Below are 13,389 nucleotides of genomic sequence, written 5' to 3'. Positions count from 1 at the left end.
GATTTTTGCAAACGACACTTCTTGAACAACAAAACAACATTTATCATTGATCGTTTTTTTAGGTACTGTCCTATGTCATCTTCGTCATCTCAACATCCCGACATTAAAACTCTGGTTAAGCCTGATGGTAAGCCAGTGCCCATCCAATCGTTGCCAAGACGTAGACTACCCGGTTGGCGATTGTGGGCTCCCCTACTGATTCAGACCGCAATAATTGTCGCAGTGCCTGCTCAGGATGTCTATACCTCCGCCACAGGCACATCTGTTACGCTACAAACTGCCCCTGTCGATCCCTACGATTTTTTGAGAGGGTATTACCAAACCCTGCGTTATGACATTTCCCAACGTGAGACGTTGCGCACACTTCCGGGTGGCGAGAAGTTTTTTGAGGACTATGACTATCAGCCTCAGGCCTTTTTTGTTGTCTTGGAAGCTCCCAAAACAGAGACTTCGCCTCCAACTCCCTGGCAACCCATTCTCGTCAGTGAAACACGACCTGACGATCTAGACACTAATCAGATTGTTCTAAAAGGTCAATACGCTAACAATCGAATCACCTACGGTCTGGAGCGTTACTACATGCCAGAGGATCAAAGAGTAGATATCAATGCACATATTAATGAAACTCAATGGCGAGATCAAGAAGCTTTTGTGGTAGACATCAAAATCGATAGCCATGGCAATGCGGTGTTAGTAGGACTATGGGTAAATAGCACTAACTATCGTTTTTAATGTAAGGAGATATCTTTGGGTTAGTCCCATTGGTGTTGTCGAGCTTCATCGACGATCCCTTGGGCCTCTTCGAGGGGAATATCATAGCGAGTGCTCAAGAGTTGGGGCATGCGATCGCAGGCACGATTGGGATTCACATCTGGTTGCTTGGAATAAGCAGGCAATGCAACATTACATAAAAAAGGTGAAGGTTTCACCTCGAGTTGAAGCGGTTCAAGATTTAGAACTTCTCGTAAATTTATAAAAAATAGCAAGGCCCCGCTGAGGTTAGCATCGCTGAGGTTGGCATCGCTGAGTAGGGTACAGTTGAGGTTGGCCCCGCTGAGGTTGGCATATCTGAGATCGGCCCCGCTGAGGTCGGAATATCTCAGGTCAGCCCCGCTGAGATTGGCATACCTAAGGTTGGCCCCGCTGAGATTAACCCCACTGAGGTCGGTACTGATAAGGTCGGCCCCACTCAGGTTAGCGCCGCTGAGGTCGGCCCCGCTGAGGTTGGCGCCGTTGAGGTTGGCACTTATAAGGTCGGCATATCTCAGGTCGGCATATCTCAGGTTGGCCCCGCTCAGGTTGGCACTGATAAGGTCGGCGCTGATGAGGTCGGCCCCGCTCAGGTCGGTCCCGCTCAGGTCGATTGCCTCTGCATTTCTGTTAGCAATGCGGAAACGGAGAAAAAGGAAAACTCCACCGGCAACCATTGCGAGCGTCCCAATCCCCCTGATGAGGGTTTGACGATGTGGGTGAGCAAGGGTGACTCTTTCGTTGTGGGATAGGCGACCGTCATCTGGCTGAGGTTGACGAACGGGGAGTAACCAAAGCCACCACACTAACCAGAGAAAGACTGGAGTGGCGATCGCTCCCATCACCCACCCCTTGTTGATGCTTATCTTTGGTGGCCACTGCTTGAATCGCTCTCGCATGCTTGAGACTCCCTCAATGTTGAGCCCATTATCGCTCCCATCATTCGGGAACGCCCTAAATATTTATGCGCGCTTAACCACCCCATTTACGCCAAGGCGTATTCTGCCTTTTTTGTGCTTTTGCAACCAATGCGGGTTTGAGCCATGGTCCATGGACTTTTGAACTAAGTCGATGGGCCATGGCTCACCATCAGGCCTATGCAGTTCCTGCCATAGCTTGAGTAACGGTCTCTTTATCCAGCTCAGAGCCAATGACCACTAGCCGAGTCTGACGAGATTCATCCGCTTGCCAGGGGCGATCATAAAAGTGATCAAAACGCTGGCCTACACCTTGCAAAACTAGTCGCATCGCTTTGTTTGGGACAGAGACAAAGCCTTTAATGCGATAAATCTCTTGCTGCTTCACCAATGATTGCAAACGTTGCACCAAAACAGCAGGTTCAAACGCCTTATCTAGCTCAACATAAACGGACTCCAGATGATCGTCATGCTCATGCTCTTCTTCATGATCATGATGGCTGTGACGACTATCCAAGTCATCTTCAACAGCGGCATTAAAGCCCAGCAAAATATCTGGGCTAATCTCACCCTGCTGACAAGGAACAACCTTAACACCCGTGGGTGCCTTCTGTTGGAGCCATCGTTGTACCTTAAGACGGTTATCCTCCGACATCACATCGGTCTTAGTCAGTAGCACCATATCAGCACAGGCTAGCTGATCCTCAAACAGTTCCTCAATGGGTGTCTCATGGTCTAATGAGTCATCTGCCTGTCGTTGGGATTCTAGGGCCTCTAGATCGCCAACAATTTGACCCTTGGCAAGGGCATTGCCATCCACCACCGTCACCACACCATCCACGGTTGCGCCAGTCCGAATTTCAGGCCAACGAAATGCCTGCACTAAAGGCTTCGGCAGCGCTAACCCTGAGGTTTCAATGACAATACAGTCAATGTCTTCTCGTCGCTTTAGAAGAGTTTGCATGGTAGGCAAAAACTCTTCTTGCACAGTGCAGCATAGACACCCATTAGCAAGCTCTAGAATTTTAGTATCAGGGGTCTCATCTTCATCACAGACCTGGCAGGATTTTAGAATTTCTCCATCAATGCCAACTTCTCCAAACTCGTTGACTAATACAGCGATGCGTCGTCCCTGGTTGTTTTGCAATAGATGACGCACCAGCGTAGTTTTACCGGAACCTAGAAAGCCGGTGACTACGGTAACAGGAATTTTATGCATTGGTTTTTCCTAACGACTAAAGATTCAAGATTTTGTGCAAATTTGGTTTGGTAGAGGTGCACATTGGTGCACCCGTCAGGATGCAGACAACTGATTCTGATCCTGCATTGGACGTACAGCAGTGGGTTCCTACAGAGGAACTATTTATTTCTAAAAAAGCTCTTTCCTAAATTCTCTCCAAGCAAATTGAAGTCAAGTATGAAAGAAAGCTAAAAATAACAAACAGGATAGTTTGAGATGTCTAGTCGATCTTTTACCTTTCCTTTTGGAGCTACCATGTACGCATAAGTTGCAGAGTGGGCAAATTCAAGACCATGTCTACCTTTTGGGACATTATCTTCCAGATACATACACAGTACCCTTTAAGAGGGTTCACAGTAGATCAGCGTAGGTTAAGCGAGCAAAACATAATCCATCATCAGTGTGGACAGAAACGTACCGCCCACACCGCAAATAATAAAACCAGCAAATCGCAGCGCTGAACTTTCGGGTGACTGTTGGAATAGGCGACTACCCATCCCATAGGCAGCTGTTGCGATCGCAAGCTGAATCAATGCAAATCCTAGCAAATAAGCCATCAAAGGACCCATTTCAGCACCAAAAATGGATTCTCCGTAAGCAAATCCATGGAACAACCCAGAAATGGCAGCTAAACCAGTGATAATTGTGCTATTTGGCCGCTTTTTTAGGGCTAGTAGTACACCAAAGACAAGCACTGAGGCAGAAATTACCAGCTCAGGAAGCGGCAAATCAATGCTCACCAAATGAATTCCTGTACCCAAAAGAGAGGCTAAAACAAAGGCAACAGGAATAATTAAGTTGCGACCAATGGCTGCTGCTAACAACCCTGAGGCAATGACAAACACTAGATGGTCTAATCCAATGACCGGATGACCAATACCGGATAAAAATCCTTCAATGAAATTACCGGGTGTCTTTCCACCTAACGGATGGTGAGCTAGGGCAGGCAACCCATTGAGGAGAAGTGCTGTGATCGCAACAAGCGCAATCTTGCCTGAACGACAAAGATTCTTAACCTTGAAACCCTTCAAGGCGACTAAAGCATATAAACCCATCTGTACCTCGCAGATCAATAAAACGGCAGGTTGACCATCGGCGGGCATTCTGACTGGGAGGTATAAAACTTCCTTCACAGCTGCGGGACAGTGGCAGATTTTCACTGCGCTTTCCCCCTTTCCTCTAGCGGCTGTTCCCCACTAGAACCGATGCTAAGCAGATTAAATCTACCACCTTCGCCTTCGCTTTGGATATCAAAATTGCATAGGATTAACTATTTAGGATTGGCATAGAACGTTGTTTCTTGGCCTTTCTGTTAGAACTATACCCATACCCTGTTGTAGGTCCTATGCCATTTGCCACGTCATCTCTTCCCCTGCCCGTAACGGCACAAGTTCAGACTCAGTCAGAGGCACTTGATCAGGGATGCGCCACGTTGTTTTGACCAAGGTAATTTGCTGCGTATTGCGGGGTAGTTGGTAAAAGTCTGGTCCATGGAAGCTGGCGAACGCTTCTAGTTTATCGAGGGCGTCAACGCTCTCAAACGCTTCTGCATACAACTCCATAGCATGCAAGGCCGAATAGCAACCGGCACAGCCACAGGATGTTTCCTTATTGTTGCGATCATGGGGGGCACTATCGGTACCCAGAAAAAACTTAGGATTACCCGAAGTGGCCGCTTGCAAAATTGCCCGACGATGCTGCTCATGTTTCAAAATTGGCAGGCAATAAAAGTGGGGGCGAATTCCCCCTTGGAAGAGCGCATTACGGTTAAACAATAAATGCTGCGGTGTGATGGTTGCAGCCACATGGTTATGGGCCAGAACAAATTGCACAGCATCTGAGGTGGTAATGTGCTCAAGCACGATACGCAGGTTGGGAAATCGCTGCTTAAGTGGGAGCAACTGTTGCTCGATAAATATCTTCTCACGATCAAAAACATCGACCCCTTTATCGGTCACTTCCCCGTGTAACAATAGGGGCATGTCCACCTGCTGCATGGCAGCAAAGACGCGATCGCACTTACGAATATCCGTCACACCAAAGTCTGAATTGGTTGTTGCACCGGCTGGATAGTATTTAACCGCTTTAACAAACTGGGAGGCTTTGGCCGCAATGATCTCTTTGGGGTCTGTATTGTCAGTCAGGTAGAGGGTCATCAGCGGCTCAAATTGTTTGCCAGCTGGAATGGCTGCGATAATGCGATCTCGATAGGCTGCCGCATCCGCTACCGAGCGCACGGGGGGCTTCAAATTCGGCATAATGATGGCGCGGGAAAACTGACGCACCGTATGGGGCAAAACCGCTTTCAGCATCACACCGTCCCGCACATGCAGATGCCAGTCGTCGGGTCGAGTTATGGTAAGCTTTTGCATCTTTTAATCATTAAACAAGTAGCAACGTGATTATAGTGTCCATCCACTATGGAAAGCCATCTAATACTCAATCCCTATCTGGGCTGGAATACCTGCACTGATGGGGTGCTTGATGCGATTCATTTCTGTCACCAAATCAGCAACATCAATTAATTCCTGGGGCGCATAGCGTCCGGTACTGGCCACATGACAATGGTTAGGACGAGCCTGAATGCCTGCCATTACAGGTGTCAGATCTAGCCGAGCTTTTTTGAGCGCAATGTGTAATTCATCCAGAACAACCAGGGAAATATCGGGGTCCGCAATGAGCTTGGTTGCCGTTTGCCAGGCCTGCTCCGCCATCCGCTGGTCTTGATCCGGGTCCTGGGTTTCCCAGGTGAACCCCCCACCCAGGGTATCGATACTGATGGGAAAACCCTGTTCCTTGAGCTTTTCCAACATGATGCGATCGCCATCGGGAAACGCACTGTCGTTTTTAATAAACTGCACCACAGCCACCCTCATATCATGGGCTAAATGGCGATAAACCAGGTTCATGGCACTACTGGTTTTACCTTTACCTAATCCTGTAAACAAAAGATACAGTCCTTTTTCATTCCCTGCGCGGTTGGCACGGGACTGATCTTTAGCGGCTTTTATCTTCTGTAGACGGGCTTGCTCTTCTGACGTATTTTGTGGGGTGTTCTGTGGGTTGGTCATAGTGTTTCCTCAATGTGAGCTTCGGCATCTAATACAATGGCCCTCAGCTGTTCTAGCATTTCGGGTGAAACCTGTTGCCATAATCCTCGCTGGTGGGCTTCTAACAACCGTTCTGACATATCCCGTAACGCCCAGGGATTATGGGTCTGGATAAAGCGTTGAACGTTGTCGTCTAGAATGTACGTCTCGGCAACGCCAGCATACATAAAATCAGCCACCGCGTGGGTTGTTGCATCATAGGCAAAGAGATAATCCACCGTGGCAGCCATCTCAAAAGCGCCTTTATAGCCATGGCGCATCACCCCGGCAATCCATTTAGGATTGACAACGCGGGAACGGTAAACTCGGCTGATCTCCTCGGGCAAAGAGCGAATTCGCGGCTGTTGGGGGCGGGAGTGATCACCAAAATAGGCTGTGGGATTTTTGCCCTGGGTGGCGCGCACGGCAGCGACTAGGCCCCCCTGAAACTGATAATAATCGTCAGAGTCCAATAGATCATGTTCTCGATTATCTTGATTGTGCAACACAATTTGCAGCTGCCCTAGCCGTTGTTGAAAGACATCGGGAACGGAGGTGGAGCGCAATTTGCCGTTACCCGGCTGTTGTTGCTCCGAAGACTCTCCTGTGCTGGGTCGCCCATAGGCATAGCAACTCCAGTTAATATAGGCCTGAGCCAGGTCGCGATCGCTACTCCAGTTTTGTGCCTCAATCAGTCCCTGAAGTCCGGCACCATAGGCCCCTGGCTTAGACCCAAACACCCGGTACTGGGCACGAATATCGGCATCCTCAGCACTAAACCCCAGGGACTGCCAATGGTCGGCTTCTTGCTTTACCTGGGTAGCCAGGGGATTCATGCCAGACGGTTCATCCAGCGCTGCCACCGCTGCCACCGCTGAGTTAAACAAATCAATCAGGTTAGGAAAGGCATCGCGGAAGAATCCCGAAATGCGCAGGGTAACATCTACGCGGGGGCGTTGCAGCACCGATAGGGGCAGAATTTCAAAATCCACCACCCGACGACCCACCCCATCCCAAACGGGGCGCACTCCCAGGAGAGCCAGGGCCTCAGCCATGTCATCTCCGCCCGTGCGCATGGTGGCCGTGCCCCACATGGACAGACCCAGGGTTTTGGGATAGTCTCCCTGCTCTTGGGTGTAGCGCTCCACCAGGTTCTCTGCGGCTCGACGACCCACATCCCAGGCACTTTCCGTCGGCAGTCCCCGAATATCAACGCTGTAAAAATTCCGCCCGGTGGGCAGCACATCCGCCCGTCCCCGCGTCGGTGCACCAGAGGAACCGCTGGGCACATAGCCTCCATTTAAGCCGTGGAGCAGGTGGGTGATTTCCTCGGAGGTTTGGGTGAGTTTGGGCCAGAGCCACTGGCGGATCCAGGTAAGTTCTGCAGTTGTTTTAGGACCGCAGACGAAATTCTCTTCCTTAGCCAGCAATTGTTCCACTAAGCAAGCCGCCTGGTGTTCTAGTACTTCAACGGCATCACCAACGGTGTAGAGAGTTGCCAACCGCTCAGGCTGCAACAAAGTATCTGGTATCTCCAGATCTTTGATAACAGTGCCTAAATCTGCGGTGAGGGGGTCAAAATGCAGATCCCAGCCCCAGTCGTCTGCGATCGCACGGGTTAACCCCTGACGACCGGGACCGGGCTGCCGGGCAATGGCCACCATCAAATCCCGCAGCTGCCTGCCATCGGGGCACAGACCTAAAATATGCAACCCATCACGGATTTGAGCTTCCTTGAGATCACACAGGTACCCGTCTGTTTGGGTAATAAATTCGCTAAAGGCATTTGAATCTAACGATTGATCATTGCGCCGCGATCCAGGTTGCTTTTCTTGGGAGAGTTGCAGCTGTGGCAAGATGGGAGCCAGACCTGGCAACAAACTGAGATCCTGTTGTAGATTTGCTTGGGTGACCAGGGAACAGATGCGATCGCGAATTACCGGAAGTCTTTTTGGATCTAACGACTCCGCATCATAATACTCATCAATCAGCGCCTCCAAGCGATGCAGCGAGCCATAGAGTTCAGCCCGAGTCAAAGGTGGCGTCAGGTGATCCAAAATCACCGCCTGCGCCCGACGTTTTGCCTGGGTGCCTTCCCCCGGATCGTTGACAATAAAGGGATATAAATGGGGCATTGGCCCCAGGGCCACTTCTGGATAACAGGTTTCAGACAGGGCCAAACTCTTGCCCGGCAGCCATTCCAAATTGCCATGTTTGCCCACATGGACAACAGCTTGGGCTCCCCACTGGCAACGCAGCCAAGCATAAAATGCAAGATACCGATGGGTGGGTTCTAAATCTGGCGCATGGTAGTTCAGCGACGGATCATCGTCATAGCCCCGAGAGGGTTGAATGCCGATAAAAATGTTACCCAGTTGAATGCCGGCAATGGGAATATCCACGTCAGGGTCCACCGCTCCCCAGCGGTCAATGACACCCTGTTGCACAGCCGCAGGCAGCATTTGAAAATACTCTTGATAATCTTTTGCTGAGAGAGTTTGATGCACAGGGCGCATGCCTTGCCCTTCAGGATCATTGGTAATGCCCTGGGTAAGCCAGTCGATCAAATCTGCACCGGTGGCCGATAAAATTTCTTCTGGGGGAATAGTGCCGGGGGTAACGGTATAGCCTGCTGACGTTAGCGATCGCAAAATCTCCAAACAGCTAGCGGGAGTATCCAGCCCCACCCCATTGGCCAAACGACCATCTTTGTTGGGGTAGTTGGCCAGAATTAGTGCCACCTTGCGCTGCTGGGGTGCCGTGCGCCGCAGCGTTACCCAATTAGCTGCCAGGTCAGCAACAAACTCAATACGATCAGCCTTCGGCTCATAGGCCATCACCGTCGTCTCCAGCTGAGGATGATCCGTCTGCACCGCCTTAAACGACACCGCCCGACTAATGATGCGGCCATCCACCTCCGGTAGCGCCACATTCATCGCAATATCTCGGGGTGACAATCCTCGCCACTGTTGTTGCCACTGGTCTTCACTGCCACCGCTGAGCATCACCTGAAGCACCGGCACATCTAACTTTTGCCAAAAGTCCACCTGGGGAGACTCAGCATTTAACTTAGCAAGAGAGAATCCAGTGGTATTCAAAATCAAATCAATACTACGATTCTCAGTGAGTTCAGTTAGCAGCTGAGCCTGAATATCTGGATTGCGGAGAGAGGGCAGAAAAAGCGGCAGCGGATTTAACCCACGGCATTGCAAGGCTTCGCAAAGAGTATCAATGACGCGGGTATTGCCAGACAGATAATGAGCCCGATAGAAAAAAATCGCCACCGTCGGCTGGGGCTTAAGATATTTTCTCGAAGAAACTATATCGGTTGAAGTCCCCCCGAGCACCCCAATTCTGGGAGAAATAACGACATTTTTGTCTGTTTCTTCCCTCTCCCACTCTCCCATTCTCCTACTCTTCCATGCATATTCCCCCCACTGCGGCACGGACTTCGGTGCAGGTGGCTCATAGGGATATTCCAAACAGGTTCGAGCCAAATACTGTAGCCCGTAAGTCAGATTTTCCGCTCCCCCTTCCACAAAGTAGTGCCAGAGTGTATCCGCTACGATTAGGGGCACCGTACCCAAACTGCTCAGGGCCGGATCGGGGCGATCGTCACCGGGTAATACCACCAGGCTAATGCCCTGGAACTCTGCAACTTCCCGCAGGCGTTCTAGACCATAGCTCCAGTAGCTGCGTCCCCCCAACAGCCGCACTACAATGACCTGGGCTTTACTCAATACATCATCTACATAAGTATCAATGCTCAGTTCTTGTTGTAGCTGCAGCAGGCTAGCGACTCGAAATTCAGGAAAGTCTTTAGGAAGTCTCGGCAGGCTAGCAGCCAGGGTTTGGATTTCTGTATCGGCAGCGGTGAGGATTACGATGGGGGCTGGGGTTTGTTCCAGAATGATGACTCCGTCTGTATCTGGGCTCCATCCTCCCGGTGTTGCGGCAATGCGATGCATGCGGTCATAGGTGGGTATCGGCTATGGATCTTAGCACTTCCCATCACCATCCTGATCCCGTCCATTGTGCAGACAGCCTGCACGCATATGCTCAGCAGAACAGCTTAAACCCCGCAATTAACAGCTTGGCAGTTCAGCACATTGATATTGTAGGTAAACCGTCCTGGTCTGTAGACGTCAAAGTTAATAAACGCAGTGTTACCAAATGTCACGTCCCTGGCGAAAACTTACCGATTACCAATCCTCCCAAGTTCCTCAAAATTCTTACCTATATTGCGGGGGTAAGGAAAAGAACTCTACGAGGTACTTACAAATGCTATCTCAAATAGAAACGGTAGCGCCACCCAGGACAGTACTTAGTATACGTAATACTACCGTACGTTATGGCTCTGCCTTGGGTGTTTACGACGTTTCTTTCGATATTCCAGAACATCAGATTACGGCTTTGATTGGTCCATCCGGGTGTGGGAAGAGTACCTTAATTCGTTGTTTGAATCGCCTCAATGATTTGATTCCAGGAGCACGTACCCAGGGAGATATCTTATTTTATGGTCAAAATATTTATAATTCGACGATGGAGGTCGATATCCTGCGTCGAAATGTTGGCATGGTGTTTCAAAAGCCCAATCCATTTGATCATTCTATCTATGAGAATATTGCCTTTGGTGCACGCATCAATGGTTATACCGGTGATCTAAATGAGCTAGTCGAGCTCTCTCTGATGCGGGTGGGGCTTTGGGATGAGGTAAAAGATAGGCTGTATTGTAGCGGTTATGATCTTTCAGGAGGACAACAGCAGCGGCTTTGTATAGCCCGCTCCATTGCGGTTGAGCCTAAGGTGTTATTGATGGATGAGCCTTGTTCTGCTCTAGATCCGCTGGCAACTCACCTGATTGAAGATCTAATGCAAGAGTTGCGGGAACATTACACCATTGTGATTGTCACCCATAACATGCAGCAGGCATCTCGTGTGTCTGACATGGCGGCATTTTTTAATACGAAGACTGATCCGAAAGGTCTTCGCTATGGTTATCTGGTGGAATATAATACTACCGAGACAATTTTTCAACAACCCCATGAGACATTGACCCGAGACTATGTGAGTGGTCGCTTTGGCTAGGCGAAGAGAAGGACGATAAACCATAGCGAACATTAAACTAGCGACGGGGAGATAGGGGGCAATGGCTGCCAAGTTTCTGCCATCGGATACTAGAGGCCTTTAATTACTGCTTTTTGCGAATATTCTTCAATCTTTTTTAAAGCAGTGTGATGGGCTTTGGTGTGGGTGGGCACCTGATGTAAATAGTTCAAGGCTTGCTCAAAGTTTTCAATAGCAGCTTGTTTATAGGCTGCGCGCAACAGGGTTTGGGCCATGATTTCTTGCTTCTCGCTGTATTCAGCTTGAGACTGGCTAAAGCTGGGACGAACATCAAATTCGCCGGGAGTCTCTGGCACAGGAATGGGGACTGAGTCACGGTTAGTTTGAGCAACCTCTATATCATCAGTAATAACCTTGGATGAAGTATCTGGTGCTGCGGTGACGTCTTGATTGAGATAGTTCCAATTTTGGTAGAGAATAACGCCACCCACTGATGTGGTCATTGCCAAGACAGCTGGTGTCCACTTAAAGTGAGATATTTTTGAACCAGGTGACTCTTTAGGCAGCTCAGGAGCCATCAGCAGTGTTTCTTTTGAGCCTTCAATAACAGTAGGGTTGGCATGGGCTATGGTTGCCTCAACGATAGTCGGTTGGGATAAATCTTCTATGGAGACTGTCTCTAGTGCCATAGAGGCTAGGACTAAGGTCTCTGTGTTCACCAGTTCTGGATGAACAAACGTTGAGTCACGGGATAGTACGTTTAACTCTGACTCGATAGAAAGTAAGGCTACCTGCGATTTGACAACTGGCAACGTGTCGGGACTTGATTTAAACTGGAGTAAAGCATTAGCTGATGGTTCTTTACTTGGCAGAGAGGCTGGGAGTGATCGCTGATCTAGCATCCCATCATAGTCTAGGAGCCTACGCTCCATTTGACTGAGTTGATAATGGTTTGGCTGTCGCTGCCAGGAATCTCCTAAGGTCAAGGGAGCTTGTGGAAGTTTGTTTTCTTGCTCTCTTCGTTGTTGTTCTATGGGTGCTGGTCGTTGTTGCTGGTCGTCTAATTGAACGTTATCTAGAGCAAACAGTGCGATCTGAGCATTCATATAGCGCTGGTCTGGGATGCTATTAACCATGCGCTTAAGGATAGTTACCAACGGCTGATAAGGTAGACTACTAAGCAGTTGATGGAGCTGCGTTTCAGAAGTCCAAGACTGGCGACCAAGAAGAAACTGCAACCCTAACATTCCTAGCGCATAGATATCGCTGCTGGGTTGATGACAGCCTTGCCATTGTTCGGGAGCGGCGTAGGCAGGATGTTCTAATAGTCCTAAAATGTTACTTCTGAGGCCCACCTTATGCCGTCTCAGGGTTTGGTGATAGCGTCCTTGGGTACCGGTAAAATCCGTCAATATCAGCTGTCCATCAGGTCGACGGATCACATTATTGGGGTGAAGATTGCCATGAACAGCACCTTCTTGATGACATTGGACCAGCGTTTTCAAAATTGACCGCAGCAGGTTAATGACCTGATTGCCATTCCAGCCTATCTGATTTGGAATTTCCCAAGTCAGCGGTTGTCCAGGAATATATTGACGAATGAGATAGCTGTAACTGTCTACTTGAAACCCACCTAGCAGTTGAGCTGCCGCTGAGATGCTGGGTGTTGGCTGAAACAATTCTAAAATCGGTTCGTCATTGTTATTTATCGGTAACACGCGTACAAGACAATAACACCCTTCAGGTTCGCGGTTATCTCTGGCGACGTAGGTGACGACATCTTGGAACGTGCTGAGTTGCTCAATTAGAGCATAGCCTCGGAAGGTTAAATGTTGGAGAACATGTTCCTCACGAACGGATTCACATTTGAGGCAATTGTCCACGGTCATAGGACTACCAGTTGAGCTAATAACGTTATATCGGTAGATTTGTGACCCTACCTACTTTCGATAGTTAGGAATTTAAATTAGCAACAGGGATAATACCCATTGCTCGTAGATGGTCCTGGCTTTCCTGACGATTGAAAAGTTAAGCAATAACTGCCTCCATTTCAGAGTTGTTTGGATATACCAATACCAGTGCATAGGCTAGTAGTTCTTCATCTACTAGCTGGTAGATCAGGGTTATATCTGGTTAAATAAAATTCTTATGGTCAAATGCATGATTGACATTGGTAAAAATGTCTTACTGTCTCCGGCTATGGCCGCTTAGAATTTGCGATCGCACTTCCCAAACAGATCCACCACCCAGTCCTGAGACCGTGTTTAGCTGAGAAAAACCGTGTTTAGCCGAGAATTACCGTGCGTAGCCGAGAATTACCAAAATA

General features: G+C 49.2%; 9 protein-coding genes and 1 riboswitch. Of the genes, 2 read left to right on the top strand and 7 right to left on the bottom strand.

Annotated elements, in window-relative coordinates:
• The first annotated feature begins 72 nt into the window (after positions 1-72).
• Positions 73-732, top strand: coding sequence for a GDYXXLXY domain-containing protein (locus SPB21_RS33305; RefSeq protein ID WP_499869344.1), 660 nt, complete (start codon positions 73-75; stop codon positions 730-732).
• Positions 733-752: 20 nt separating this feature from the next.
• On the opposite strand, the gene SPB21_RS33300 is transcribed toward SPB21_RS33305, so the two are convergent.
• From SPB21_RS33300 to cobN, 6 genes are all read right to left on the bottom strand, one after another.
• Positions 753-1,649, bottom strand: coding sequence for a pentapeptide repeat-containing protein (locus SPB21_RS33300; RefSeq protein ID WP_499869342.1), 897 nt, complete (start codon positions 1,647-1,649; stop codon positions 753-755).
• Between the two features lie 196 nt (positions 1,650-1,845).
• A complete protein-coding gene (gene cobW / locus SPB21_RS33295; protein WP_499869340.1) occupies positions 1,846-2,886 on the bottom strand; it encodes a cobalamin biosynthesis protein CobW in 1,041 nt (346 codons plus the stop codon).
• Positions 2,887-3,278: 392 nt separating this feature from the next.
• Positions 3,279-4,010: a HupE/UreJ family protein gene (locus tag SPB21_RS33290; protein ID WP_499869338.1), complete on the bottom strand. Its 732-nt coding sequence runs from the start codon at positions 4,008-4,010 to the stop codon at positions 3,279-3,281.
• Positions 3,985-4,129: riboswitch (cobalamin riboswitch) on the bottom strand. It overlaps the preceding gene by 26 nt.
• A 121-nt stretch (positions 4,130-4,250) precedes the next feature.
• Complete coding sequence (pyrC, locus tag SPB21_RS33285; protein ID WP_499869336.1) at positions 4,251-5,279, bottom strand: dihydroorotase; 1,029 nt, start codon at positions 5,277-5,279, stop codon at positions 4,251-4,253.
• Positions 5,280-5,339: 60 nt separating this feature from the next.
• A complete protein-coding gene (locus SPB21_RS33280) occupies positions 5,340-5,978 on the bottom strand; it encodes a cob(I)yrinic acid a,c-diamide adenosyltransferase (RefSeq protein ID WP_163665247.1) in 639 nt (212 codons plus the stop codon).
• Positions 5,975-9,964, bottom strand: coding sequence for a cobaltochelatase subunit CobN (cobN, locus tag SPB21_RS33275; RefSeq protein WP_499869334.1), 3,990 nt, complete (start codon positions 9,962-9,964; stop codon positions 5,975-5,977). Before cobN ends, SPB21_RS33280 begins: the two co-directional genes overlap by 4 nt.
• A 313-nt stretch (positions 9,965-10,277) precedes the next feature.
• On the opposite strand from cobN, the gene pstB reads away from it, so the two are divergent.
• Positions 10,278-11,084: a phosphate ABC transporter ATP-binding protein PstB gene (gene pstB, locus SPB21_RS33270; RefSeq protein WP_499869332.1), complete on the top strand. Its 807-nt coding sequence runs from the start codon at positions 10,278-10,280 to the stop codon at positions 11,082-11,084.
• 89 nt (positions 11,085-11,173) lie between these two features.
• Here pstB and SPB21_RS33265 read toward each other — a convergent pair whose 3' ends face one another.
• Complete coding sequence (locus SPB21_RS33265; RefSeq protein WP_499869330.1) at positions 11,174-12,952, bottom strand: serine/threonine protein kinase; 1,779 nt, start codon at positions 12,950-12,952, stop codon at positions 11,174-11,176.
• Between the last annotated feature and the right edge of the window lie 437 nt (positions 12,953-13,389).

Origin of the sequence: Leptothoe sp. ISB3NOV94-8A (genome assembly GCF_043421595.1) — a bacterium.
Classification (GTDB): Bacteria; Cyanobacteriota; Cyanobacteriia; order Phormidesmidales; family Phormidesmidaceae; genus Leptothoe; species Leptothoe turfae.
The sequence above is the reverse complement of the archived record's forward strand: the minus strand, read 5'-3'. Positions and strand labels throughout refer to the sequence as shown.

What these genes read in the sequence shown, in the direction of transcription:
- pyrC (WP_499869336.1), bottom strand. Translation starts at nt 5,279, where the DNA reads ATGCAAAAGCTTACCATAACTCGACCCGACGACTGGCATCTGCATGTG.
- SPB21_RS33290 (WP_499869338.1), bottom strand. Translation starts at nt 4,010, where the DNA reads ATGCCCGCCGATGGTCAACCTGCCGTTTTATTGATCTGCGAGGTACAG.
- pstB (WP_499869332.1), top strand. Translation starts at nt 10,278, where the DNA reads ATGCTATCTCAAATAGAAACGGTAGCGCCACCCAGGACAGTACTTAGT.
- SPB21_RS33265 (WP_499869330.1), bottom strand. Translation starts at nt 12,952, where the DNA reads ATGACCGTGGACAATTGCCTCAAATGTGAATCCGTTCGTGAGGAACAT.
- cobN (WP_499869334.1), bottom strand. Translation starts at nt 9,964, where the DNA reads ATGCATCGCATTGCCGCAACACCGGGAGGATGGAGCCCAGATACAGAC.
- cobW (WP_499869340.1), bottom strand. Translation starts at nt 2,886, where the DNA reads ATGCATAAAATTCCTGTTACCGTAGTCACCGGCTTTCTAGGTTCCGGT.
- SPB21_RS33305 (WP_499869344.1), top strand. Translation starts at nt 73, where the DNA reads ATGTCATCTTCGTCATCTCAACATCCCGACATTAAAACTCTGGTTAAG.
- SPB21_RS33280 (WP_163665247.1), bottom strand. Translation starts at nt 5,978, where the DNA reads ATGACCAACCCACAGAACACCCCACAAAATACGTCAGAAGAGCAAGCC.
- SPB21_RS33300 (WP_499869342.1), bottom strand. Translation starts at nt 1,649, where the DNA reads ATGCGAGAGCGATTCAAGCAGTGGCCACCAAAGATAAGCATCAACAAG.